This is a genomic window from Faecalibacterium sp. An122, assembly GCF_002160895.1.
GTDB lineage: Bacteria > Bacillota > Clostridia > Oscillospirales > Ruminococcaceae > Faecalibacterium.
In genome coordinates this window covers 74,909-100,248 of the sequence record NZ_NFLL01000009.1, presented here as the reverse complement: position 1 = coordinate 100,248, position 25,340 = coordinate 74,909, and the positions used below count along the sequence as shown (strand labels likewise).

The following is a 25,340-nucleotide window of genomic DNA, read 5'->3' as shown; positions in this document are numbered from 1 at the left end:
GAATTACTTTTTGGAATTTTAAGTGTTTCCAACACTTTAAAGGTTCCGTTACAAGTATTCGATATTGTTCAATTTTCAAGGTCCTGTCCGCTCAGCCTCTCGGCTGGCGACCCGTTTATTTTATCACGTCCGGTCCGTTTTGTCAAGCACTTTTTTCATCTTTTTTCAAGTGATTTTGAAGTGCTTTCATTCTTTCGGACTCTCGCGGAAGCTGTTCCGCTGGGCGCCTGAGTATAATACTACAGAGTCTGACTTTTGTCAAGCATTTTCTGGAACTTTTTTGCTCAAAAATTGACTTTATTTCACTTTCTTCGATGACGTGTTCATTTTTTAATTTAACCCTCACAATCTCCTTACTGCTATGCTCTCTCCGCCGGTCATTTCCCCTGTCTCACAAAATCCAAAGCGTCTATACAGCTCTCTTGCATCCTTATTCTGGGGTGCATAGGACACCCAGCAATACTCCGCCGGGCCGCAGGGCAATGTCCGCATCCAATCCAGCGCCAGCTGGAGAGCGGCCGTCCCATATCCCCTGTGCTGATAGCGCTCGTCGATCATCAATCGCCACAGACTGTAATTGCCATGGGCCACCGCCGGCGGGTCGATCCATTCCTCATCTGTCCCAAAACCCACCATCAAAAACCCTACCGCCTGCTCTCCTGCATAGATGCCAAAGGGAAAGGCCCGTCCGCCGGCTGCCAGGGCAGTTTCTGCCTCGGCCAGACTCTGCCCATTGGAGGCTACAAACGCCCTCTGTTCCTTTTTCACCTGCAAATGCAGAATCTCCGCTGCGTTTTGGCGGTCTACCGGCACCAGCTTTACCATGGTTCTCTCCTCTTATAAGAAAGACCAGGGCACGGGGCCCTGGCCTTGGAATGGTTTAGAAATAGCTCCGTATCTGAAACTTATCCCCCGTCTCCTTCTTTTCCTCCACCACGATGTGCTCGTGGTTGAAATCGAAGTGGACCGGCAGGCACAGATCGGTGTTGCGGGTCATCCGCAGCAGCTCATCCACCCGCTTCTTCTCGTCGGGCATATAGAACAGGTAGCTGACGCCCTCCTTTTTGGCGCGGCCGGTACGGCCGATACGGTGGGTATAATGCTCATTGTCCGAGGGAACGTCGTAGTTGACCACAGCGTCCACATCCGACACGTCGATGCCGCGGGCGGCCACATCGGTAGCCACCAGGACCGACACCTTGCCATCCCGGAAGCTCTGCATAATCCGGTTGCGGTCCTTCTGGGAGAGGTCGCCGTGGAGGCAGTCCACCGAGAAGCCCAGACGGGCCAGCTGATTGGCCAGGGTGGCGGTGCCGAACTTGGTATCACAGAACACCATCACCCGCTTATAACCCTCTCCAATGATGAGCTGGGCCAGGTCGGACAGCTTATTGCGGCCGGAGGTCTCCAGCTTGTACTGGGTGATCTTGGGCTGGCTCTCCTCTTTGGGCTGGACGGTGATCTCCTCGGCATCCCGCTGGTACAGCCAGCCGATGTCCATAACCTCCCGGCTGATGGTGGCCGAGAACATGGACAGGGACTTCCGGCTCTTCATCAGGTCGATGATGTGCCGCACATCCTTGTAAAAGCCCATATTCAGCATCTCGTCCGCCTCGTCCAGGACAATCTGGGTCACATGGCTCAGGTCGATGCTGCGGTGCTTGTAATGGTCCATCAGGCGGCCGGGCGTGGCCACCACGATCTGGCAGCCCTCCGCCAGGCGGCGGGCCTGCTTGTCCATGTTGGCGCCGCCGTAGACACACGCCACCTTGACCCCCGGCATAAAGTAAGTCAGATCTTCCATATCCCCTGCAATCTGCTGGGCCAGCTCCCGGGTGGGGGCCAGAATGACCGCCTGGGGCCAGGCCTGTTCCGGGTCGATATGCTCGGCCACCGGGATGCCGAAGGCACAGGTCTTGCCGGTGCCGGTGGGGGCTTTGGCGATGATATCCCGCCCCTGCATCATGAGGGGGATCACCTTCTCCTGAATTTCGGTCATATCCTCGAAGCCCATCCGCTCCACGGCCTGGTGGATGGCCTCACTACACTGTAATTCACTGTAACGCATGGTTTTCTCCGTTCTTTCTGGGGGTACGCAATTTGTCAAGTCCTTATCAGTATAACACGGCTTGCGGGATCTGAAAAGCCTTGTTTCCAATCTCCCGGCCCATTGCATACAAAAAGGCCGGGCGCCCATCGACGCCCGGCCTGTGGTTGGTATGGAATTGTTACGCCGTCTCTTCCAGAGCCTTATTCTCGGCTGCCGCGGCTGCACGGGCAGCCTCCAGCTTCTGCTTGAAGCGGCCGCTTGCCTTGAAGCCGGGAATCGAGGTGGACTCCAGCCGGCTGGACACCTTGGTCTTGGGGTTGGTGTAAGCCTTGGGCTTGCGGGGACGCATTTCAAACCGGCCAAATCCGGCAATGGTCACCTTTTCGTCAGCGCGCAGGCACTCTGCGATCTGGTCGAACATGGCGTCCATCGTCATTTCGACCTGGCTCTCGGGGAAGCCAGTTTTGCGGGCAACGGTTTCGATCATCTGGGAACGGGTCATGTATCAATATCCTCCTGGAACTACTTGTTATATCCAGAGTTTTCCACTGCGGGCCGGGCCCTGCAGGAAACTCATAAAAGTAACGTACTTTTGCAAAATTTACGTCGCAGAGTATAACAAACGGTCGGTCTCAAATCGATACTCTGCGCACGAAACAGGCCTTCCTGCACACGAAGGCTTATTTTTCCTTATACAGCGTTGCAATGTCCACCAGCGGCACATTTTTCAGGCTGTGCTCGCTGCGCAGACAATCCACCAGAGCGTTGGCGGTATCCACTGCCGTAATGCAGGGGATGCTCAGTTCGACGGCCTTGCGGCGCAGCCGCACCGAGTCACGCCGGGGGTCGCGGCCCTTGGCGCTGGTGGAGAAGACATAGTCCACCAGACCGCTCTGGAGCAGGTCAATGATGTTGGGAGCCTCGCCCGACATATTCCGCACCTCGTTGCAGGGCACCATGTGCTTGTTCAGCCAGGCGCAGGTGCCGGAGGTGCCGTACAGCTTGTAGCCCATGCTCTTGAGCTTCCAAGCGATGTCCACAAATTCGGGCTTGTCGCTGTCCTTCACGGTGAAGATGCAGCAGCTGGCGGGGCCGGGGGTCTTGAAGGTATAGCCGGCGCCAATGAGGCCCTTGAGCAGGGCGTCATGGTAGTTGGGGGCAATGCCCAGCACTTCGCCGGTGGACTTCATCTCGGGGCCGAACTGGGTGTCCACGCCGTGCAGCTTCTCAAAGCTGAACACAGGCACCTTGACGGCCACATAGGGAGCGTTGGGGTGCAGGCCGGTGCCATAGCCCATGTCGGCCAGCTTCTCGCCCAGGCAGCAGCGGACCGCCAGGTCCACCATGGGCACGCCGGTGACCTTGGAGATATAGGGCACGGTACGGGACGAACGGGGGTTCACCTCGATGACGTACACCTTGCCATCCGAAACAGCATACTGAACGTTGACCAGACCCACCACTTTCAGCTCACGGGCAAAGCGGCCGGTATAGTCCACCATGGTGTCGATGATGTTCTGGGTCAGATGCTGGGCCGGATAGACGCAGATGGAGTCGCCGGAGTGGACGCCGGTCCGCTCCACCTGCTCCATGATGCCGGGGATCAGGAAATCGGTGCCATCGCAGATGGCGTCCACTTCGCACTCGGTGCCCTGGATATACTTATCCAGCAGGACGGGGTGATCCATGTCCACGTGCTCGGTGATGACACCCATATACTCGATGACGTCGGCCTGGGTGTAGGCCACGATCATGTTCTGGCCGCCCAGCACGTAGGAGGGACGCATCAGCACGGGCAGACCGATTTCCTCGGCGGCAGCCAGGGCCTCGTCCAGGGTATAGACGGTGCGGCCGGGGGCGCGGGGAATTCCGCAGCGCTCCAGCAGCTCGTCAAAACGCTCCCGGTCCTCGGCCTCGTCGATGGCGTCGGCGGGGGTGCCCAGGATGGGCAGGCCCACTTCGTCCATGTGCTTGGCCAGCTTGATGGCGGTCTGGCCGCCGAACTGGACCACGCAGCCGTCCGGCTTCTCGGTGGCGATGATGTTGTCCACGCTCTCGGGGGTCAGGGGGTCAAAGTACAGGCGGTCGCCGGTATCAAAGTCGGTGGACACCGTCTCGGGGTTGTTGTTGACCAGAATGGCCTCACAGCCGTGCTTCTTCAGGGTCCAGACGCAGTGAACCGAGCAGTAGTCGAACTCGATGCCCTGGCCGATGCGGATGGGGCCCGAACCAAAGACCAGAATCCGCTTCTTGTGGGGCTGGCCGTCCTCTTTCTTGGCGATGAACTCGGCGGCCTCGTTGTCGCCGTCGTAGGTGGAGTAGAAGTAGGGGGTATTGGCCGAGAACTCGGCGGCGCAGGTATCAACCATCTTGAAGCCGGCGCGGTAGTTCTCCACCGGCAGCTGCTCCACCTGGGCCAGGCGGCGGATGGTCTTATCCTGGAAGCCGTACTTCTTGGCCTCCTGGTACTGCTCCAGGCTCAGGACGCCGTTGCAGCGGGCCAGACCATTTTCCAGGTCGGCCAGGTGCTGCATCTTGTCCAGGAACCACCAGTCAATCTTGGTGATGTCGTAGATGGTCTGATGGTCGATGCCGCGCTTGAGGGCCTCATAGACGCAGAACACCCGCTCGGAGTCCTGCACGTGCATGTGAGCGATGATCTCCTGATCGTCCAGCTCCTCAAAGGGCTTGTGGGTCAGGGTGTCCATGCCCAGCTCGATGGAGGAGACAGCCTTCATCATGGCGGCCTCGAAGCTGTTGCCGATGGACATGACTTCGCCGGTGGCCATCATCTGGGTGCCCAGGGACTTGTCCGCATAGACGAACTTGTCGAAGGGCCACTTGGGGTACTTGACGACAATATAGTCCAGCGCGGGCTCAAAGCAGGCGCAGGTCTTGCCGGTGACGTCGTTGGTTATCTCGTCCAGGGTATAGCCGATGGCGATCTTGGTGGCCACCTTGGCGATGGGGTAACCGGTGGCCTTGGAGGCCAGAGCCGACGAGCGGGACACACGGGGGTTGACCTCGATGACCGCATAGTCAAAGCTGTCCGGCTTGAGGGCAAACTGGCAGTTGCAGCCGCCCTCGATGCCCAGCTCGGTGATGATGTCCAGGGCAGCGGTGCGGAGCATCTGGTATTCGTGGTCGGTCAGGGTCTGGGAGGGAGCCACAACCACCGAGTCACCGGTGTGGATGCCCACGGGGTCCAGGTTCTCCATGTTGCAGACGGTGATGACGTTGCCCTTGTGGTCGCGCATCACCTCATACTCGATTTCCTTCCAGCCGGCGATGCACTTTTCCACCAGGATCTGGTGAATGGGGGAAAGACGCAGGCCGTTGGTGCCGATCTCGATCAGCTTGGCCTTGTCCTCGCAGATACCGCCGCCGGTGCCGCCCATGGTGAAGGCGGGACGGACGATGACCGGGTAGCCGATGCGGTCGGCGCAGGCCAGAGCGTCCTCCAGGGTCTCCACGACCTCCGAGGGGATGATGGGCTGATGCAGCTTTTCCATCGTCTCTTTGAACAGCTCGCGGTCCTCGGCCCGGTCGATGGTCTCGGGCTTGCAGGCCAGCAGGCGGATGCCGGTGCGGTCCAGGTAGCCGCTGCGGGCCAGCTCCATGGACAGGTTCAGGCCCATCTGGCCGCCCAGGTTGGGCAGCACCGAGTCGGGCTTTTCGATGTCCAGGATGCGCTCCACGACCTCCAGGGTCATGGGCTCGATATAGACGTGATCGGCCACGTCGGGGTCGGTCATGATGGTGGCAGGGTTGGAGTTGAGCAGAACGGTCTCGATGCCTTCCGCCTTCAGGGCGCGGCAGGCCTGGGTGCCCGAGTAGTCGAACTCAGCCGCCTGGCCGATGATGATGGGTCCCGAGCCGATCACCAGCACCTTTTTGATTCTGGGGTCCTTGGGCATATCAGCGAGCCTCCTTTGCGCTCTTTACATTGGTCAGGAAACGGTCGAAGAGGAACTCTGTATCCTTGGGGCCGCCGTTTGCTTCCGGGTGGAACTGGACGGTAAAGCAGTTCCATTTCTTGTACTGGATGCCTTCACAGGTACCGTCGTTGGCATTGACCTGGGCCACAACGCCCATTTCGGGGGGCAGCTGGTCCCCCACCACCGCATAGCCGTGGTTCTGGCTGGTAATGAAGGTGCGGCCGCTGGCAAAATCGGTCACGGGCTGGTTGGCGCCGCGGTGGCCGTACTTGAGCTTGGTGGTCTTGGCGCCGGCGGCCAGGGCCGACAGCTGATGGCCCAGGCAGATGCCGAAGGTGGGGATGCCCAGCTCAAAGATCTTGCGCAGGTTCTCGATGGCCTCCACCGGCTCGGCGGGGTCGCCGGGGCCGTTGGACAGCATGATGCCGTCCGGGTTCAGGGCGGCCACCTGCTCCGCCGTCGAGAAGGCGGGCATGACGGTCACCTTGCAGCCGCGGCGGACCAGGCAGCGGACAATGTTCCGCTTGCAGCCGTAGTCCATCAGGGCGATGTGGGGTGCGCCGTCGGGGTTGTGGACCTCGGGCGCGGCACAGGTGACGCTCTTGACGGCGTCGGTGACAGCATAAGTCTGCACCTGGGCCAGCAGGGCCTCGGTGCGCTCTTTGTTGGCGGGGTCGGCGGGGTCAAACTCGGTGAGAATAGCGCCGTTCATGACGCCGCTCTCGCGGATGACGCGGGTCAGATGACGGGTGTCGATCCCCTCGATGCCGATGATGTTGTTTTTCTTCAAAAAGCTGTCCAGCGTCTCCTCCGAGCGCCAGTTGGACGGGGTCTTGCAGGCCTCGCGGACAATGTAGCCCCGGGCCCAGATTTTGCCCGACTCCATATCCCAGTGATTCATGCCGTAGTTGCCGATCAGCGGGTAGGTCTGGGTGATGATCTGGCCATAGTAGCTGGGGTCGGTCAGGGTCTCCTGAAAGCCCACCATGCCGGTGGCAAAGACCACTTCGCCCACCGTGACGCCCTCAGCGCCCACCGACTGGCCCGCAAAAACCATTCCGTTTGCCAAAAGAAGATATGCGTTCATTGCGTTCCCTCGTTTTATCTCGTTGCAGGACTCACAGGGTCTGCTTGGCCTGCTGGTTCATCTTGCGGCTGCCCAGGTGCACCAGGGGCAGCTTGCCCTCCTTGCACAGGGGGCACTCCTCGGGTGCATAGTTGGGCAGGTCCAGCTTGAGGGCGCTGGCCAGGATGGGAATGGGAGACGGAGCCTCGGGCTTGGTGCGGTCCACCACGCAGGTGATGCCCAGGCAGATGCCGCCGGCCTCTTCGATGGCCCGCTTGGTCTCCAGAGAGGAGATGCCGGTGGTGACCACGTCCTCGGCGATGATGCACTTCTCACCCGGATGGATGGCGAACCGCTTCAGGGTCATGACGTTGTCCACACGCTCGGTGAAGATGGCGCGCAGGCCGGTCTGACGGGCCAGCTCGTAGGCGTAGACGATGCCGCCCATGGCGGGTCCCACGATGACGTCGGCGCCCAGCTCCTTGACCTTGGCGGCCACAGGAGCCATCACCTCGGCGCAGCGGTCGGGGTACTGCTGCAGGAATGCCATCTGGCAGTAGGCGCTGGAATGGCGGCCGGACGACAGCAGGAAGTGACCCTCCAGGAATGCTTCACAGCTCTTCAAAATTTCAATTGCTTCGCTCATTGTTTTTACTCCCTTCCTCTTTCCACATAAATCGGTCTCACGGTATTGTATCACGCAAGCCCGGAAAATGCAAATTTATTCGTTATATTCTTATTTTAATGAATATATGTCATTTTTTAGGTATACTCACCGAGCGCAGCCGCGGATTTCATCCAGGCTGGCCACCCCGTGGGCATCCATCCAGGCGGCCATCTCGTCGGCGATGGTCTCCATGGCCCGGGGGTTGGCGAAGTTGGCCGCGCCCACCTGGACTGCGGCGGCGCCCGCCATGATGAACTCCAGGGCGTCCCGGCCGGTTGCGATGCCGCCCAGGCCCACCACGGGGATCTGGACTGCACCCACCGCCTGCCAGACCATCCGCAGGGCAATGGGCCGCACCGCCGGGCCCGACAGGCCCGCGAAGATGTTGTCAAAGACGGGACGGCGCTTTTCCAGGTCGATGGCGCAGGCCTGGAAGGTGTTGGTCAGGCTGATGGCGTCGGCACCGGCAGCTTCCACCGCCTTGCACATCTCGGGGATGTTCTCCGCCTGGGGGCTGAGCTTGACCATCAGGGGCTTTTTGCAGACGTCGCGGACCATCCGCACCACCTCGCCGGCGGCGTCGGCCTTGACGCCGTAGGCCATGCCGCCCTGCTTGACGTTGGGACAGCTGATGTTCAGCTCCACAATGTCCACAGCGCTGTCGTTCAGCAGGGCTGCGCCCTCCACATATTCTTCCTCACTGTGGCCGCCCAGATTCGCAATGGCCACCGTGCCGTACTGCCGTTTCAGGCTGAGCATCTCGGGCAGCTCCACGTCGATGAAGTGCTGCACGCCGGGGTTCTGCAGGCCGATGCTGTTGATGAGGCCCGAAGGGGTCTCCCACAGGCGCTCGCCCTTGTTGCCGAACTGGCCGTGAAGGGTCAGTCCCTTGCCGGAAATGCCGCCGATCTTGCTGAAATCGGCCAGGTCCTCATACTCGACTCCGTAGCCCACCGTACCGGACGCGCCGATGATGGGGCTATTCATGGTGAAGCCGAGGAGGTTGGTTCTCAGGTCTGCCATCCAAACACCTCCGTTCCTGCAAAGACAGGGCCGTCCTTACAGACGCTCCTGGCGCCCGAGGCGGTCTCGATGGTGCAGCCCAGGCAGGCGCCGATGCCGCAGGCCATCTTCTTTTCCAGGCTGACCAGGCAGGGGGTGCCCTTCTCCGCGCAGAGGCGGGCGGCATTCTTCATCATGGGCGTGGGGCCGCAGATCAGGACGATATCGTAGTCCGCCGGGTCATACAGCTGGGTGACAAAGCCATGGAAGCCGAACCGGCCGCTGTCGGTGGACACCTTGACGATGCCGGCCAGACCGCGGTACTGCTCCATGCAGTAGGGCTCGTCCCGGAAGCCGAAAAAGACGTCGGGCTGGCGGCCTGCGGCGGCCAGTTCCCGGGCCAGCTGGTACATGGGGGCGGTGCCGATGCCGCCGCCCACCAGGGCGATCTTCTGGTATTTCTCGGCGATGGCGGGCACATCGAAGCCGTTGCCCATGGGGCCGGTGAGCTGGATGAAGTCGCCCTCGGTCAGGGCGGCCAGCTTTTCGGTGCCCTGGCCCACAATCTGATACAGGAAGGAGACGGTCAACGTCTCAGGCTCCCACTTGTGGACGCTGATGGGCCGGGAGAGGAACGGTGCCTCCCCTGCGCCCCAGCTGCGCAGGGTGAAGAACTGCCCCGCGTGGGGGGCGTGGCCGGGGTCCGGCCAGAGAACCCGCAGCAGCCGGACGTCCGACGCCACGTTGCTCTGGCCCAGGACGGTGGCCTTACAGCAGGCTGCACGCATGGGCAATGGCCTCCTTCATGTTGACGCACTCGTTGTAGGCGGCCTCATCGAAGGCCACGCCGGGCTGCTTCTTGTAGGCCAGCAGGATGCCGCGGCTGGAGTTGACGGTGCCGCCGTTGCCCTTGTTCAGGTACTGGGCGATGTCCTCGGCCTTGCCGCCCTGGGCGCCATAGCCGGGGATCAGGAAGAAGCTGTCCTGATACCGTGCGCGGATCTCGGAGGCCTCCTCGATGTGGGTGCCGCCGATGACCAGGCCAATGGAGGAGTAGCCGTGCTCGCCCATGTAGCCCTTGCCCAGCTCGTTGAGCTTGTCGCCCACCAGGTCGTAGACGTGGCGGCCGTCGGCCAGCTTCTCATACTCAAAGTCCTTGGCGCCGCCGTTGGAGGTGCGGCAGAGGACGAACATGCCCTTGCCGGCCTTTTCGGCGTAGGGCAGGTAGGGGCTGATGGAATCCAGGCCCATGTAGGGGGCCAGGGTGACGAAATCGGCCTCGAAATCACCGGTGAAGTGGCCGATGGCGTACATCTCGGCGGTCTTGGCGATGTCGCCCCGCTTGATGTCAGCGATCACGGGCACGCCGGCGGCGCGGACAGCCCGCAGGGTCTCGGCGTAAGCCCGCAGGCCGTCCAGACCCAGAGCCTCATAGTAAGCGATCTGCACCTTGTAGCAGCCGGCGACCGCCTTGGTGGCCTCGATCAGAGCCTTGTTGAAGCGGACAATGTTCTCGCCCTTGCTCAGAGCGGTGTCCACAAAATCCTCGGGAAGATAGGAGAAATCGGTGTCCAGGCCGACGCAGACCGGGCCCCGAGCCTCGACTGCCTCATACAGCTTATCCATGTTGGTCATCATAGCATCATTCCCTTTCTTTTGATCTTACTCAGCCTGATAGGTCAGCTGGCCGCCTTTGATGGTGGCGCAGACACGGCCATAGAGTGCAGCCCCCTGATAAGGGCTGTTCTTCGATTTGGAGTGGAGCTTGTCCCGGTCCACCGTGTAGGGGGTGTCCAGATCCACCAGAACCAGGTCGGCGTCGTAGCCGGGCTCCAGACGGCCCTTGTTCAGGCCCAGAATCTGGGCGGGGCGGCTGCTCATCAGCTCGCTCAGCAGCTCCAGGGGCAGGCCCTCGCCGCGGCACAGCTTGGTGTAGCAGACGCCGAAGGCCGTCTCGCTGCCCACCATGCCGGCGGCGCCTGCCGCCTTGTCCTCCTCCGAATGGGGAGCGTGGTCGGTGGCGATGGCGTCCACGGTGCCGTCCTGGATGGCGTCCACCAGGGCCGCCACATCGTCGGCGGTGCGGATGGGGGGATTGACCCGGTAATCGCACAGGTCCTCGGTGAACCACAGGTGGTGGGGGGTCACCTCACAGGTGACCGGCGCGCCCCGCAGCTTGGCGATGCGGATGGCCTCGATGGCTCCGCGGGTGGAGACATGGCACATATGCAGCCGGGTCTGGTAGTACTCGCTGAGCCAGCAGTTCCGCAGGGTTTCCACGTCCTCGGCCAGCCGGTAGTCCCAGGGGCTGATCTCCATGTCCTCGGCGTGGCTCATAATGGTGATCCCCTTCTGGTGGCAGATGGCGAAGGCCTTGGCCATCACGCTGGCGCTCTGGACCCCGTGGCCGTCCTCGGTGACAAAGCGCACCGACTCGGGCAGGGTTTTCAGGTGGTCCAGGGTATGGCCGTCAAAGTTCTCGGTGATGGACACCGTCTGGTTGGCGTCGCACAGACCCACCCGGGCGGCCTCGTCCTCGATCATGGCCGCCTGGGCCGCCGAGGAACAGACCGGCTTGGTGTTGGGCATCAGATTGACAAAGGTATAGCCGCCGGCCGCCGCCGCATGGCTGCCGGTGGTGACGTCCTCCTTATATTCAAAGCCGGGGGTACGCCAGTGGACGTGCAAGTCCACAAAGGCGGGCAGAACCGTCAGCCCCCCTGCGTCCAGGACGGCGTCCTCCGGGCCGGCCAGGGCCGCCAGACCACGGCCCACCGCCTGGATTTTGCCCTCGCTGAGGTAGAGTTCGATTTCTTCTCCATGGACGTCCACTGCATGTTGAATCAGCATGACCGCTTCCTCCTTTTTGAAGCCGCGCCTGTCCCGGTGCGGGCAAAAAAAAACTTTTCCCAGACGGGAAAAGTTCAAATTTTGAAAATGGGGAACAAACCGGCTGCGAAAAAACCGGCTGCAAAGCACATCTTCAGCTTCTCAACGCCGCAGACGCACATCATAAAATACAGGTTCCCCTTTCTGCAATTGTCTTTCAGGTATTTTATCATAGAAACGCAAAAAGTGTCAATAACATCTGCAATTTTGTTTGTGAGAAGTAGTACGTCCATGCCCGGAAATTTTTAGTAAAGCTTACAAAAATTCTGCATAGGGGTCCAAATTCCCCCGCTGGCAGGCCAAAAACCCGCTTCTGTGTGACCGGCGCGCTGTACTTTGGCCGCCGGCTGTGCTAAAATAAAAACACATTCACATGCCAATCGCTTTCGGATATGAAGGAGGTACGTCCATGGGTCTGCTTGACGACGCGCGCAATATTCAGCGCAAAGACCCGGCCGCACGCAGCGTAATCGAAGTTATCCTGTTGTACCCGGGTTTTCACATCTTAGTATACCACAAAATCGCCCATTGGCTCTACCAGCGGGGACATTTTTTCCTGGCGCGGTGGATCAGCCAGCGGGGCCGGCATAAGACCGGCATCGAAATCCATCCCGGCGCCACCATCGGCAAAAACCTGTTCATCGACCACGGCATGGGGATCGTCTTTGGCGAGACCACCGAGATCGGCGACAACTGCACCATCTACCACGGGGTCACCCTGGGCGGCACCGGCAAGGACACCGGCAAGCGTCACCCCACCCTGGGGGACAACGTGCTGATCGGCGCAGGCTCCAAGGTGCTGGGCCCGGTGTACATCGGGGACAACGCCCGGGTGGGCGCCGGCAGTGTGGTGCTCCACAACCTGCCTGCCAACTGCACCGCTGTGGGCGTGCCGGCGGAGGTGGTGCGGATCAACAACAAGTCGGTGAATCCCGCCGACGATCTGGACCAGCAGGATCTGCCGGATATTGTCTCCCAGCGGATCACCGCCCTGGACCAGCGCATCAGCCATCTGGAAAAGGCGGCCCAGGGGGACATTCCCCCCACCCACGAACAGGTGGCAGCCCGGTCCAACCCCAGCGCCAAACCGTAAAAATCCATCGACAGAAAAAGGGCGAAGCCATTGCGGCTTCGCCCTTTGTTGTGTATGGGATTATTCGTACAGGGGGAACTGCTTGGTCAGAGCCAGCACCCGGGCTGCGATGTCATCCTTCTTTTCATCGAAGTGCCAGATGCAGTCAGCGATGCAGTTGGCGATGATCTTCATCTCCTCGGCGCCCATGCCGCGGGTGGTGACCGCCGGGGTGCCCAGACGGACGCCCGAGGTCACAAAGGGGCTGCGGGTCTCGCCGGGGACGGTGTTCTTGTTGGCGGTGATATGGACGGCGTCCAGACGGGCCTCCAGCTCCTTGCCGGTGCACTCCTCCTGACGCAGGTCCACCAGCATCAGGTGATTGTCGGTGCCGCCCGAAACCAGCTGGACGCCCCGGGCCTGCAGTTCGGCTGCCATGACCTGGGCATTCTCCACGATCTTGTGGGCATAGGCCTTGAACTCGGGCTTGAGGGCCTCGCCGAAGCAGACCGCCTTGCCGGCGATGACGTGCTCCAGGGGACCGCCCTGGGTGCCGGGGAAGACAGCCGAGTTGATCCGCTTGGCCAGAACGGCGTTGTTGGTGAGGATCAGGCCGCCGCGGGGGCCCCGCAGGGTCTTGTGGGTGGTGGTGGTCACCACGTCGGCGTAGGGCACCGGGCTCTGATGGGCGCCGCCTGCCACCAGGCCGGCGATGTGGGCCATATCCACCATCAGGTATGCGCCGTAGCCGTGGGCGATCTCGGCCAGCTTCTCGAAATCAATGGCCCGGGGATAGGCCGATGCGCCCGCCACCAGCATCTTGGGACGGACCTTCTTGACCGCCTTTTCCAGCTCCACGTAGTCGATGCGGCCATCCTCCCCCACGCCGTAGGAGAAGAAGTGGTAATTTTTGCCCGACATATTCACCGGAGAGCCGTGGGTCAGGTGACCGCCCTGAGACAGATCCATGCCCATGACGGTGTCCCCCAGCTCCAGCAGGGCGAAGTAGACCGCCAGGTTGGCCTGGGCGCCCGAGTGGGGCTGCACGTTGGCATACTTGGCGCCGAACAGCTCACAGGCGCGGCGGATGGCGATGTTTTCCACTTCGTCCACGTAGACGCAGCCGCCGTAATACCGTTTGCCGGGCAGGCCTTCGGCGTACTTGTTGGTCAGCACGCTGCCCATGGCGGCCATCACCGCCGGAGAGACGATGTTCTCGCTGGCGATCAGCTCGATGTTTTCCCGCTGGCGGGTGAGCTCGCGGCCCATGGCCGCGCCCACTTCCGGGTCCACGCCGTTGACCAGACCGATGGTGTCCATCATTTCCTTGTACATAACAATACCCCTCTCTTTTTCAAACTGCATCCGCCGCTGCACCCTCGCAGCAGTTTCCTTTATAATAGCAAAACCCAGGCGTCTATGCAAGACAAACAACTGTATTTTTATAAGAAAAACAGTTTTTTCTTTTTTCCGCCTTCCCTGCCCCATCAAAAAAGCCGCCTCCCCGGCAGGGGAAGCGGCTTGTGTGCGCTTTAAGTCAATCAGGATTCCTTGTTCTGGCTGTTCTTGCGGGCCTCCAGCGCGATGATGGCGTCGCGGCGGGACAGGTTGATGCGGCCCTGCTGGTCAATGTCGGTGACCTTGACCACGATGGCGTCGCCCACAGCCACCACATCCTCCACCCGCTCGACACGCTTGGTGTCCAGCTTGGAGATGTGGACCAGGCCTTCCTTGCCCGGAGCAATCTCAACGAATGCGCCGAAGTTCATCAGGCGGGTGACCTTGCCCTTGTAGATGGCGCCGATCTCGGGATCCTCCACAATGGTCTTGATGGTGAAGATGGCCCGCTTGGCGTCCTCCTGGTCGATGGCCGAGACAAAGACGTGGCCGTCCTCCTGGACATCGATCTTGCAGTTGCAGTTGGCGCAGATCTCCTGGATCACCTTGCCGCCCTTGCCGATGACGTCCTTGATCTTGTCGGTGGGGATGACGATGCTGAACATCTTGGGTGCCCAGCGGCTCAGCTCGGGACGGGGCTGGGCGATGACCGGCTTGATGATCTCGTCCAGGATATACAGGCGGCCCTTGCGGCACTTCTCAAAGGCATCCGCAATGATGTCGTAGGTCAGGCCGTCGATCTTGATGTCCATCTGGATGGCGGTAATGCCCTTGCGGGTGCCGCCCACCTTGAAGTCCATGTCGCCGTGGAAGTCCTCCACGCCCTGGATGTCCAGCATGGTCATCCAGCGGTCGCCCTCGGTGATGAGGCCGCAGGAGATGCCGGCCACGGGGGCCTTGATGGGCACGCCTGCGTCCATCAGGGCCAGGGTGGAGCCGCAGATGGAAGCCTGAGAGGTGGAGCCGTTGGAGCTCAGGACCTCAGAGACGCAGCGGATGGTGTAGGGGAAGTCCTCCATGGAGGGCAGCACCGGCACCAGAGCGCGCTCAGCCAGAGCGCCGTGGCCGATCTCGCGGCGGCCGGGGCTGCGGGGTGCGCGGGCCTCGCCCACCGAGTACGGCGGGAAGTTATAGTGATGGATGTAACGCTTGGTCTGCTCATCGGTCAGGTCGTCCATCAGCTGGCTGTCCTTGGTGCCGCCCAGGGTGCAGGTGGTCAGCACCTGGGTCTGGCCGCGGGTGAACATGCCCGAGCCATGGACGCGGGGCAGGATGCCCACTTCGGCGGCCAGAGGACGAATCTCGTTGATGCCGCGGCCGTCCACACGCTTGCCCTCATCCAGCAGCCAGCGGCGAACCACCTGCTTCTGCATCTTGTAGCTGATGAGATCCAGGTCGGCGGCGGTCAGGTCGGGGTACTCGGCAGCGATGTCGTCCAGAATGGGCAGCAGGGCTGCGTCACGGACGTTCTTGTCGTCGGTGTCCATGGCGGCCTTGAACCGGTCGAGGTACTTGTCATGGACGGCGTGGAAGATCTCCATATCGATGCCGGCGGTCTGGAACTGGACCTTGTCCTTGCCCCGCTCGGCCACGATCTCGTTGATGAAGGCGATGGTCTTTTTGATCTCCACATGGGCGGTCTTGATGGCGTTGAGCATGGTGTCCTCGTCCACCTCGTTGGCGCCGGCCTCGATCATGACGATCTTGTCCATGGTGCCGGCCACCGTCAGGGCCAGGTCGCTGACCCGGCGCTGCTCATAGGTGGGGTTCAGGACGATTTCGCCGTCCACCAGGCCCACCTGGACGCCGCCGATGGGGCCGTTCCAGGGAATCTCGGACACGGCGGTCACCAGAGAGGCGCCGATCATGCCGGCGATCTCGGGGCTGCAGTCGGGATCCAGGCTCATGACGGTCATGGTGATGCAGACGTCATTGCGCATTTCCTTGGGGAACAGGGGGCGCATGGGGCGGTCCACCACCCGGCTGGTCAGGATGGCACGCTCGCCGGGACGGCCTTCACGGCGCATGAAGCTGCCGGGGATGCGGCCCGCTGCGTACAGCTTCTCCTCATACTCGACGCTCAGGGGGAAGAAGTCCACCCCTTCCCGGGGCTTGGGGCTCATCGTGACGTTGCACAGCACAACGGTCTCGCCGTAGCGGATCAGAGCACTGGCGTTGGACAGCCCGCACATTTTGCCCATCTCGACCTTGAACGGGCGGCCTGCCAGTTCCATCTCATAGACCTTGTAGTTGGGGAAGGTCTCTTTGCGGGAGCCGAATTCGATTGCCATGTAGTTACCTCCTTGTTTGTCCGGGCGCTGGGGCGCCCGGCATATCATCAGGCCGGCCGCCGCGAGCTATAGCAATAAATCCGACGTCCCAGAGGGGCGTGCGCCTCTCAGACGCCCGATTTACTGCTGCAACACGCAGCGGCGGCCCGGCTTACCAATACCCGGCCAAAAATCCACCCTAAGGAAAAAGGCAGGCACCTTTGGATGGTGCCTGCCCCCTCGTTCATTGAAATTACTTGCGCAGACCCAGCGTAGCGATCAGGGCGCGGTAGCGCTCCACATCCTTCTTCTGCAGGTAAGCCAGCAGATTGCGGCGGCGGCCAACCATCTTCAGCAGACCGCGGCGGCTGTGGTGATCGTTGGGGTTCTTCTTGAGGTGCTCGTTCAGCTCATTGATGTGAGCGGTCAGCAGAGCGACCTGAACCTCGGGGGAACCGGTGTCCTTCTCGTTGAGGGCAACCTTGGCCATAACTTCCTGTTTGTTCATGGAAAAATACCTCTTTCTATTATTTCTGCCGTGACAAAGCGGTGGGAAACGGTCTTCCCTCGCAAACGGGCATACTCCCATCGCTGCGCCGCGGTAACGTGGATAGTATAGCAAAAAAACGTACAAAAAGCAAGCACAAAACCCCCGAATTGTTGAAACAATTTTAGGTAGTTCTGCCGGAGGCTCTGCCACGGAATTTTCACTTGTGTTCGGGGGATGTTTTGTTATACTGGTAAGCAGTGCAACAGAAAGGAAGTAAATCAACCATGAACATTTCACGGCGAGGCTTTCTGAAAGCGGGGGCCCTGACGGCGGCCGGTCTGGCCGGCGGCCTGCCGGCCCAGGCCAGCCAGGCCGAAACCCCTTCCGCTCCTCTGCAGGGCACCCTCCGGCCCACCTCCTTTGGCCCGGTTCAGGGCCGGGAAAACGGGACCGGAGGCAGTCTGGCCTGGTACGGGGTGCCCTACGGCGCCGCCCCGTCGGGGTCGCTGCGCTGGCAGCCGCCCCAGGACCCGGCCCCCTGGTCCGATCCGCTGGACTGCACCGCGCCCGCACCCATGGCCCTGCAGTGCTGCAACGGGATGGCCGCCGGCACCGAGGACTGTCTCAAGCTGGACGTTTACGCCCCGGACGGCGCCGCCGGGCTGCCGGTGGTGGTGTATTTCCACGGCGGCGGCAACCGCACCGGTTCCCCGGAGGAGCTGCCGGGCGGCTCCCTGTCCGCCCGGGCCGAATGCGTCCTTGTGTCGGTGGGGTACCGGCTGGGCCTGCTGGGCTTCAACAGCCTGCCCGCCCTCCAGAACGGCCCCGACAGCACCGGCAACTATGCCCTGCTGGACGCAGCCAAAGCCTTTGACTGGGTGCAGGAAAACATTGCCTCTTTTGGCGGCGACCCCGCCAATGTCACCGCCATGGGCTTTTCCGCCGGCGGACGGGATGTGCTGGCCATGCTGGCCAGCCCCTATTTTGCAGGGCGGTTCCAGCGGGCGGTGTCCCTGTCGGGCGGTCTGACCATGGCCGACCCCGACGCCAGCGCCCGCCAGACCGCCGCGGCCTTTGCGCCTCTGGCGGTGGAGGACGGCCTGTTCTCCGACCCAACCGCAGCGGCGGACTGGCTTCTCACCAACGGCGAGGACGTGACCCGCTGGCTGTACGATCTGGACCCCGCCCGGGTCTGCCTGCTGATGGCCGACGGCGGCGGGATTCGGATGAGCAGCTTCCCCCACCTGTTTGCGGACGGGGTTCTCCTGCCTGAAAACGGCCTGGACGCCCCCCTGTCCTGCCCGGTTCCCCTGCTGCTGGTGACCGGCACCACCGAGTTCAGCCTGTTCAATCCCCTGACCACCACGGTGCAGACCAACGGCCTCAGTGCCGCCGACACCGCCGCGGCCCGGGATTTTGCCACCGCCTACGGCTCCGAGCTGTACCGGATTTTCAACGGCGGAGCCGCCGCGGCCTCCCTGTCCAGCCGTTCCGCCGCCCCTGTCTGGGTGTGCGAGATCGCTTACGGCAGCGCAGACAGCGCCAGCCCCATCCGGGCCATGGGCCTGGGGTCCTATCACGGCATCAGCCTTCCCCTGCTGTCGGGTGAAAACAACCTGTCCGGTTTTGTCTCCCTCAGCAGCCCCGGCTTTGCGGCCCTGTCCGACCGGTTCACCGCGGCCTTCCGCTCCTTCATCCGCACCGGCACCCCCGACGGTGCCGGGGTGGACTGGCAGCCCTGGACCGCCGCCTCTCCCCGGGCCCTGGTGCTGGACGCCGGGAACAGCGCCGATTCGGCCGCCTTCACCCTCCAGGACGCCCCGTCGGACTGCGGCGCCGTTCTGGACCAGCTGGACGCCGACAACAGCGTCCCGGACAGCACCAAGGAGCTGGTGATCCGCCAGATTTTGAACGGGCGGATTTTCAGCGCCGAGCTGGACGCCCGCTATCAAAACCCATCCCTCTGGGTCTGACGAGCCCGCTGACCGACAACAAAAAGACCTGCCGTCCTGGAAACAGGAGGCAGGTCTTTTTGTTATTGGAAGTATTCCTGTGCCCGGCGGGCGGCGTTCTGGATGCAGGCACGCAGCTCGTCCAGCGTATCGAACTTCTTGCTGGGGCTCAGGTAGGTGTGGAACTCCACCACCGGGTCCGCGCCGTACAGGTCCCCCGAGAAGCCGGGAATAAAGGTCTCGCAGGTGACCTTGGCGGGGTCGTCGTTGACGGTGGGGCGGCTGCCCAGGCCGGTGGCCGAGGGATATGCCTTGCCGCCGATCCAGGTGCGGGTGATGTAGATGCCGTACCGGGGCAGCTGGTAGCCGTCGGGGTAAATCTGGTTGATGGTGGGCACCCCCAGGGTGTGGCCCAGGCCCTGGCCATGCCGCACCGGGAACCGGATGGCGTAGGGCGCACCCAGCATTCCATTGGCGGCGGGGATGTCGCCCCCCTCCAGAGCCGCCCGGATGCGGGTGGAGGAAACCGGCTTGCCCTCATACTGCGCCATGGGCAGGATATGAACCTCCACCCCCAGGGGGGCGCAGAGTTCCTGCAGCAGGGCCGGGTTTCCGGCGGCCTTGGCGCCGAAGGTGAAGTTTTCCCCGCAGAAGAAGGCCCGGGCCTGACAGTCCGCCACCAGACCCCGGACGAACTGGTCGGGGGTCATGGCCTGGATGTCCTCAAAGGCGGGCACCAGATAGTGTTCCACCCCCAGGCCCGCCACCAGACGGTGCTTGTCCTCGGCGGAAAAGAGGCGGCGGCCCTTGATCTTGCTGCCGGCGGGCAGCTTGAAGGTGAACACCGCCGGGGCTGCGCCATGGGCTGCGGCCCAGTCCACCGCCCCGCCGATCACCGACCGGTGGCCGATGTGGATGCCGTCAAAATAGCCCAGCGCCACCGCGCTGCCCTGCTTGCCCCCGAGTTCCAGGGGCGACATGGTTGGATAAATCTGCATAGTTTCTGATTCCCAAAAGATTGATCGGGGCCTGCGGCCTCATCCGCGCTCCACAAAGAGCTTTTCCACCCGCAGCACGCCGCCGGTGATGTTGGCCAGGCCCAGGAACTGCCCCGCCTCATCCTGCACGCGGTAGCGGCCGTCGGGGGCCGGGTAGCGGCTGGTGGGGCAGCCATTGTAGAGGTGCTGGACCACGCCGGGGCTGACCTTCAGCAGGGGCAGCGGTTCAAACACCCGCTCCACCGGCAGCAGCAGCCCTTCCAGTGCGTCGGGGCCGGCTTCTTTGGCGGCCAGAATTTCCTCCAGGGTGTGGGCGTCCGCCTCGGCGAACAGGCCCGCCTGGGTGCGGCGCAGGGCGCTCATGGTCCCCAGCTGGCCCATCCCCTGGGCGATATCTTCCAGCAGGGTGCGGATATAGGTTCCCTTGGAGCAGCGGACCGTCAGGGTGTACTCCCCCGGGGCGGGGCTGCCCTCATAGGTGATGCCGTAAATCTCGATGGGGCGGGCCTTCCGCTCCACCGTCAGGCCCTGGCGGGCCGCCTTGTAGAGGGGCTGACCGTTGATCTTCACCGCCGAGTACATGGGCGGCACCTGCATCTGGGGCCCCACAAACCGGGGCAGGATGTCTTTCAGTTCCGCCTCTCCGGCGGTGACGGGGCGGATTTCCAGCACCGTGCCGGTGATATCGCCGGTGTCGGTGCGGCTGCCCAGCCGCAGGGTGGCCCGATAGGTTTTGTCGTGGTTGAGCTGAAGGTCCACCGCCTTGCTGGCTCCCCCGCAGAACACCGGCAGGACGCCGGTGGCCATGGGGTCCAACGTGCCGCTGTGGCCCAGCTTCCGGGTGCCCAGCACCCCCCGCATCTTGGCGATGACGTCAAAGCTGGTCCAGCCGGCGGGCTTGTCAACGATGAGGATTCCCTGCATTATGCCTCCTCCCCGCTCTGGTCCAGAACGGCTTTCGCCTCGGCCAGAACGGCGCTCTTGGCATTGTCCAGGGTGCCCAGCAGCTCACAGCCGGACGCCCGCAGATGGCCGCCGCCGCCCAGGCGCCGGGCCACTGCCACCGCATCCACCCCGTTGGCGGTGCGGATGCTCACCCGCCAGCTGCCGCCGGGCTGCTGACGGAAGGTCAGGCCGATCTTGACCCCCTCGATGCCGATGGGCAGGGCGGCCAGCTCCTCCAGGTCGGAGGGATCGGCCTGGCTGGCCTCGATTTCGTCCCGGTCCAGCCAGATCAGGGCGCACCGGCCATCCAGAGCGTATTCCAGATGGCTGCGGGCGATCCGCTCGGCCTCCATCTGTCCCCGGGTCTTGGTGGCAAAGAGCAGGGTGTTCAGCTCCTCCACCCGGGCCCCCGCCTCCATCAGGCGGGCCGCCACCCGGTGGGTCTTGGCTTTGGTGTTGGCAAACCGGAAACAACCGGTGTCGGTGGCCAGGCCGGTGTAGAGGCAGTCGGCCATCTGGGAGTCCAGCTGCACCCCCATGGCCTCGATGACCTCCCACAGCAGCTCGGCTGCCGCGGCGGCCTCGGGGTTCAGCAGGGTGTACTGGGCGTAGCCGTTGTTGCCGGCGTGGTGGTCAATGCACAGATCCACCCGGCGGCTGTAGGACGGCATCAAGCCGCTGTCCCCGAAAAGCTGGGTCCCGGCCACGTCCACCGCCACCACCAGACCCGGCTCAAACTCGCCCCGGAACAGCCGGGGCCGGGTATAGCTGAGCCGGCGGGGGATGGGATCGGAACACAGGACGGCCGCCGTCTTGCCCAGGGAGGCCAGCGCGTAATACAACGCGCTGCCGCAGCCGATGGTGTCGCCGTCCGGGTTTTTATGGCAGAGGATCAGAATGTTGTCGGCGTTCCGCAGCATGGCGGCCGCCTGCTCCACATTCAGCGGTTCGGTCATAAGTGTTTTGTCCTTTCCGCGGGCGGGTTATTCCCCGTCGGCCTCCTCAGAGGCGTCCGGCCCGCTGTCCACGTTCAGTTCCTTGAGCAGCTCGTTGATATGGGCCGCATAGGCTGCGCCGTCGTCCTCGACGAAGATCAGGCGGGGAGCCTTGCGGATGTGCATTTTGCGGCTGATTTCGGTGCGGACATGGCCGGCGGCGCAGTTCAGCGCCTTGATGACCGGCGCGGGACCCTCCGGGTTGCCCAACACGCTCACATAAACTTTCGCCACATCCAGGTCGGGCGTGACGTCCAGCCGGGTGACGGTCAGAAGGCCGCCGGACAGACGCGGATCCTTCAGCCGGGAGATGATGGCAATGATCTCCCGCTTCATGTCCTGCGCCAGACGGCCCATGTTTTTCTCAGACATGGTGTTGCTCCTTTCTCACAAGACGTGAAAAAAGCGTTGATTCCATAAGATTTTACCCGCCGGGACCACGGCTCCGGGCCGGGGATTCTCAGTCTCTGTACTCCTCCATGCGGAAGGCTTCGTACACGTCGCCCTCCTTGACGTCGGAGAACTTCTCCAGGGTGACGCCGCACTCGTAGCCGTCGGCCACTTCCTTGACGTCGTCCTTGAAGCGGCGGAGGGATGCGATCTCGTCCTCGGCGATGACGATGCCGTCACGGACCACGCGGATCTTGCTGTCGCGGGTGATCTTGCCGGAGGTGACGCGGCAGCCGGCGACGGTGCCCACGCTGCTGATCTTGTACACCTGGCGGACCTGCAGCTCGCCCAGAGAAACCTCGCGGAACTTGGGAGCCAGCATACCCTTCATAGCGTCCGAAACATCGTTGATGGCGTCGTAGATGACGCGGTACATACGCATTTCCACCTTGGTGGCGGCAGCTTCTTCCTTGGCGATGTTGTCGGGACGGACGTTGAAGCCGATGATGATGGCGTTGGAAGCGTCAGCCAGGTCCACGTCGGACTTGCTGATGGCGCCGACGCCGGCGTGGATGACCCGGACCCGGACCTCCTCGTTGGACAGCTTTTCCAGCGACTGCTTGACGGCCTCGGCAGAGCCCTGGACGTCGGCCTTGACCACGATGGCCAGCTCCTTCATGTCATTCTGGGCCATCTGGTTGAACAGATTATCCAGGGTGACCTTCTGGAAGGCGGAGAACTGCTTCTCGCGGGCGGCGGCAGCGCGCTTCTCGGCCAGCTCACGGGCCAGGCGCTCGTCCTCGACGGCCTCGAACAGGTCGCCGGCCTCAGGCACAGCGGTCAGACCGGTGATCTCCACAGGGGTGGAGGGGCCGGCGGTGGTGATGGCGCGGCCCTTGTCGTCCCGCATGGTGCGGACACGGCCCACGGCGGTGCCGGCAATCAGGACATCGCCGGCGTGCAGGGTACCGTTCTGGACCAGCAGGGTGGCGATGGGGCCCTGGCCCTTGTCCAGACGGGCCTCCACCACGGCGCCCTTGCCGCGGCGGTTGGGGTTGGCCTTCAGCTCCATGACCTCGGCCTCCAGAGCGATCCGCTCCAGCAGGTCATTGATGCCCATGCCGGTGAGAGCCGACACGGGGATGCAAGCGGTATCGCCGCCCCAGTCCTCGGAGATCAGGCCGTACTTGGTCAGATCCTCCATGACGCGCTCGGGGTTGGCGGTGGGTTTATCCATCTTGTTGATGGCCACGATGACCTTGACGTCGGCGGCCTTGGCGTGGTTGATGGACTCAATGGTCTGGGGCATGATGCCGTCGTCGGCAGCCACCACCAGGACCGCAATATCGGTCATGTTGGCGCCGCGGGCACGCATGGAGGTGAATGCCTCATGGCCCGGGGTATCCAGGAAGGTAATCAGGTCGTTGCCCACCTTGACCTGGTATGCACCGATGGCCTGGGTGATGCCGCCGGCCTCGCCTGCGGTGACGTTGGTCTTGCGGATGGCGTCCAGAATACTGGTCTTGCCGTGGTCGACGTGGCCCATGACGCAGACAACCGGCGGACGGGACACCAGATCGGCCTCGTTGTCCTCCTCCTGCACAAACAGGCGCTCCTCAATGGTGACGTGGACCTCGTGCTCAACCTTGGCGTGGAACTCCTCGGCGATCAGGCAGGCGGTATCAAAGTCGATGACGTCGTTGATGGCGTGCATCTCGCCCATCTGCATGCACTTGGCGATGACCTTGCTGGCCTGCTGCTTCAGGCGGGCGGCCAGGTCGGCGATGGTGATCTCATCGGGGATGGAAACCTTCAGCTGGGCATTGCGGGCCTTCTCCAGCTGGATGCGCTGCATCCGCTCGGCCTCGGTCTCCCGCTTGCCCTTCTGGAACTGCTGGCGCTGACGCTGGGTCCGCTGGGAGAACTTCTGCTTGTTGCCCTGGGGCGTGGGCTTGCGGCGGTTCTCGGTATTCTTGGTGGAGGCCAGGTCGTCGTAGCGGACATCGAAGCGGTCCACGTTGACGTCCACGGTGCGGGTATCCACCGTCACCTGGTTGCTCTCGCGCTTGACTTCCACAGCCTCGGCGGCCGATGCCTTGGTGCCGGTCTCACGGGCCAGCTCGCTGAAGGAGACAGTCTTCTCGTCCCGCTTCTTGTGGGGCTGCTGGGGCTGGTTCTTGCGGGCGTTATTGGCGTTGTTGCCGTTGTTGTTATTGCTCTTGGCAGCCTGCGCCTGCTGCTTGCCGCTGTTGTCAGCGGCCTGGGCGCTGCCGCCCTTGCCGGCCTTGTCGTTGTTCTTGGCGGCTGCCTTGGGGGCATTGGCCTTGGCGGCGGGAGCTGCCTCCTTGGCGGGCTCGGGCTTGGCGCTGTTCAGGAAGGCCGACAGGTCTGCCTCGCTGTTGTCGCGGCTCAGCCGGTCCAGCAGGGCGTTCAGGTCCTTTTCCTCCAGGACAGAGCTGTTCTTCTTGCCCTCGATGCCGATGGCAGCCAGCGTATCGAGGATCTTCCTGACGGGCAGGCCGGTGTCCTTTGCAAAATCGGTCACTTTATATTTTACGATCATTCAGTCATTTCCTCCTCGTGTTTGATGGTGCCGCACGCATCCAGGCGGTCGTAGCACAGCCGGGCCAGATTGCGGTCTGTCACGGCAAAGACGGCCACGGGGCGGCGGCCCAGCGGAGCCAGACGGTCCATGGTCAGCGGGGTGGGCAGAACGTCCACCAGGTCGCCGACGTTGCGCGCCATGCGCTGCACCGTCTTGGGGCTGGCATCCGCTGCGGTGAGAACCAGCCAGGCCGTACCCTTGACGGCGGCGTCCTCCACCGCGTCAAAGCCCATCACCAGTTTGCCGGCTTTGCGGCACAGGCTCAGGGCCTGGAACAATGCGTCCTCCGGGGGCAGGGCCGGTTTCTTGGGGGCAGTGTTATGCTTTGGCATCGGTTCCCTCCTCCTGGGCGGCGGCCAGCTGTGCGGCCAGCGCCTCATAAACTTCGGCGGGGACGGGCTGTTCAAAGCTGCGCTCCAGCGCCTTTTTCTTCTGCGCCTTGGCCAGGCAGGCGGGGTCGGGGCAGAGATAAGCTCCCCGGCCCGGCTTTTTGCCCACCGTGTCGATGCTGATGGAGCCGTCCGGCCCCCGCACGACACGCACCAGCTCCTTTTTGGGGCGGCTGGTCTGGCAGCCGATGCACTGGCGCATGGGTATCTTCTTTTGCGGCATC

General features: G+C 62.8%; 23 protein-coding genes. 3 read left to right on the top strand and 20 right to left on the bottom strand.

Features of this window, described 5'->3' with window-relative positions; genetic code table 11:
- The coding region (locus B5E67_RS15725; RefSeq protein WP_204246537.1) for a hypothetical protein at positions 1 to 231 on the top strand (231 nt) is incomplete at its 5' end.
- A gap of 111 nt (positions 232 to 342) precedes the next feature.
- Here the strand turns inward: B5E67_RS15725 and B5E67_RS07965 are convergent.
- From B5E67_RS07965 to B5E67_RS07920, 10 genes are all read right to left on the bottom strand, one after another.
- Complete coding sequence (locus tag B5E67_RS07965; protein ID WP_087384542.1) at positions 343 to 825, bottom strand: GNAT family N-acetyltransferase; 483 nt, start codon at positions 823 to 825, stop codon at positions 343 to 345.
- A 55-nt stretch (positions 826 to 880) separates the two neighbouring features.
- Entirely contained in the window at positions 881 to 2,068 is a 1,188-nt protein-coding gene (locus B5E67_RS07960; protein ID WP_087384540.1) for a DEAD/DEAH box helicase, read from the bottom strand.
- Between the two features lie 160 nt (positions 2,069 to 2,228).
- Positions 2,229 to 2,552, bottom strand: coding sequence for an HU family DNA-binding protein (locus B5E67_RS07955; protein WP_087248392.1), 324 nt, complete (start codon positions 2,550 to 2,552; stop codon positions 2,229 to 2,231).
- Positions 2,553 to 2,730: 178 nt separating this feature from the next.
- Complete coding sequence (gene carB, locus B5E67_RS07950; RefSeq protein ID WP_087248394.1) at positions 2,731 to 5,967, bottom strand: carbamoyl-phosphate synthase large subunit; 3,237 nt, start codon at positions 5,965 to 5,967, stop codon at positions 2,731 to 2,733.
- A 1-nt stretch (position 5,968) separates the two neighbouring features.
- A complete protein-coding gene (locus B5E67_RS07945; RefSeq protein ID WP_087384538.1) occupies positions 5,969 to 7,075 on the bottom strand; it encodes a carbamoyl phosphate synthase small subunit in 1,107 nt (368 codons plus the stop codon).
- A 31-nt stretch (positions 7,076 to 7,106) separates the two neighbouring features.
- Positions 7,107 to 7,700 (bottom strand): orotate phosphoribosyltransferase, encoded by a 594-nt coding sequence (pyrE, locus tag B5E67_RS07940; RefSeq protein ID WP_087248398.1) that lies wholly within the window; start codon positions 7,698 to 7,700, stop codon positions 7,107 to 7,109.
- A gap of 126 nt (positions 7,701 to 7,826) precedes the next feature.
- The gene (locus B5E67_RS07935) at positions 7,827 to 8,744 is read right to left on the bottom strand and encodes a dihydroorotate dehydrogenase (protein WP_087368164.1); all 918 of its coding nucleotides are present in this window, start codon (positions 8,742 to 8,744) and stop codon (positions 7,827 to 7,829) included.
- On the bottom strand, positions 8,732 to 9,511 hold the full coding sequence (locus tag B5E67_RS07930; RefSeq protein ID WP_087368162.1) for a dihydroorotate dehydrogenase electron transfer subunit: 780 nt from the start codon (positions 9,509 to 9,511) through the stop codon (positions 8,732 to 8,734). The genes B5E67_RS07935 and B5E67_RS07930 overlap by 13 nt, the downstream gene beginning before the upstream one ends.
- Positions 9,492 to 10,358, bottom strand: a complete 867-nt coding sequence (gene pyrF, locus B5E67_RS07925; protein ID WP_087248438.1) for an orotidine-5'-phosphate decarboxylase — start codon at positions 10,356 to 10,358, stop codon at positions 9,492 to 9,494. Before pyrF ends, B5E67_RS07930 begins: the two co-directional genes overlap by 20 nt.
- A gap of 27 nt (positions 10,359 to 10,385) precedes the next feature.
- The gene (locus B5E67_RS07920) at positions 10,386 to 11,573 is read right to left on the bottom strand and encodes a dihydroorotase (protein ID WP_087368160.1); all 1,188 of its coding nucleotides are present in this window, start codon (positions 11,571 to 11,573) and stop codon (positions 10,386 to 10,388) included.
- A gap of 448 nt (positions 11,574 to 12,021) precedes the next feature.
- On the opposite strand from B5E67_RS07920, the gene epsC reads away from it, so the two are divergent.
- Positions 12,022 to 12,705, top strand: coding sequence for a serine O-acetyltransferase EpsC (epsC, locus tag B5E67_RS07910; protein ID WP_087248406.1), 684 nt, complete (start codon positions 12,022 to 12,024; stop codon positions 12,703 to 12,705).
- 60 nt (positions 12,706 to 12,765) lie between these two features.
- On the opposite strand, the gene glyA is transcribed toward epsC, so the two are convergent.
- The 3 genes from glyA to rpsO form a co-directional block, all read right to left on the bottom strand.
- A complete protein-coding gene (glyA, locus tag B5E67_RS07905) occupies positions 12,766 to 14,019 on the bottom strand; it encodes a serine hydroxymethyltransferase (protein WP_087384536.1) in 1,254 nt (417 codons plus the stop codon).
- Between the two features lie 206 nt (positions 14,020 to 14,225).
- Positions 14,226 to 16,373, bottom strand: a complete 2,148-nt coding sequence (locus tag B5E67_RS07900) for a polyribonucleotide nucleotidyltransferase (RefSeq protein ID WP_087248410.1) — start codon at positions 16,371 to 16,373, stop codon at positions 14,226 to 14,228.
- A 232-nt stretch (positions 16,374 to 16,605) separates the two neighbouring features.
- Positions 16,606 to 16,860: a 30S ribosomal protein S15 gene (gene rpsO / locus B5E67_RS07895; protein ID WP_087232972.1), complete on the bottom strand. Its 255-nt coding sequence runs from the start codon at positions 16,858 to 16,860 to the stop codon at positions 16,606 to 16,608.
- A gap of 266 nt (positions 16,861 to 17,126) precedes the next feature.
- Between rpsO and B5E67_RS07890 the strand changes: the two genes are divergently transcribed.
- A complete protein-coding gene (locus tag B5E67_RS07890) occupies positions 17,127 to 18,815 on the top strand; it encodes a carboxylesterase family protein (protein ID WP_087384534.1) in 1,689 nt (562 codons plus the stop codon).
- A gap of 62 nt (positions 18,816 to 18,877) precedes the next feature.
- On the opposite strand, the gene B5E67_RS07885 is transcribed toward B5E67_RS07890, so the two are convergent.
- The 7 genes from B5E67_RS07885 to B5E67_RS07855 all read right to left on the bottom strand — a co-directional run bounded on the left by B5E67_RS07885 (position 18,878) and on the right by B5E67_RS07855 (position 25,339).
- Positions 18,878 to 19,792, bottom strand: coding sequence for a riboflavin kinase (locus tag B5E67_RS07885; RefSeq protein WP_087248412.1), 915 nt, complete (start codon positions 19,790 to 19,792; stop codon positions 18,878 to 18,880).
- Between the two features lie 39 nt (positions 19,793 to 19,831).
- Complete coding sequence (gene truB, locus B5E67_RS07880) at positions 19,832 to 20,716, bottom strand: tRNA pseudouridine(55) synthase TruB (protein WP_087384532.1); 885 nt, start codon at positions 20,714 to 20,716, stop codon at positions 19,832 to 19,834.
- On the bottom strand, positions 20,716 to 21,693 hold the full coding sequence (locus B5E67_RS07875; RefSeq protein ID WP_087384530.1) for a bifunctional oligoribonuclease/PAP phosphatase NrnA: 978 nt from the start codon (positions 21,691 to 21,693) through the stop codon (positions 20,716 to 20,718). Before B5E67_RS07875 ends, truB begins: the two co-directional genes overlap by 1 nt.
- Positions 21,694 to 21,720: 27 nt before the next feature.
- Complete coding sequence (rbfA, locus tag B5E67_RS07870) at positions 21,721 to 22,104, bottom strand: 30S ribosome-binding factor RbfA (protein ID WP_087248418.1); 384 nt, start codon at positions 22,102 to 22,104, stop codon at positions 21,721 to 21,723.
- Positions 22,105 to 22,192: 88 nt separating this feature from the next.
- Positions 22,193 to 24,685, bottom strand: coding sequence for a translation initiation factor IF-2 (gene infB, locus B5E67_RS07865; protein ID WP_087384528.1), 2,493 nt, complete (start codon positions 24,683 to 24,685; stop codon positions 22,193 to 22,195).
- Complete coding sequence (locus B5E67_RS07860; RefSeq protein WP_087248422.1) at positions 24,682 to 25,059, bottom strand: 50S ribosomal protein L7ae; 378 nt, start codon at positions 25,057 to 25,059, stop codon at positions 24,682 to 24,684. The genes infB and B5E67_RS07860 overlap by 4 nt, the downstream gene beginning before the upstream one ends.
- The gene (locus tag B5E67_RS07855) at positions 25,046 to 25,339 is read right to left on the bottom strand and encodes a YlxR family protein (protein WP_087248424.1); all 294 of its coding nucleotides are present in this window, start codon (positions 25,337 to 25,339) and stop codon (positions 25,046 to 25,048) included. The genes B5E67_RS07860 and B5E67_RS07855 overlap by 14 nt, the downstream gene beginning before the upstream one ends.
- Position 25,340: the final 1 nt, after the last annotated feature.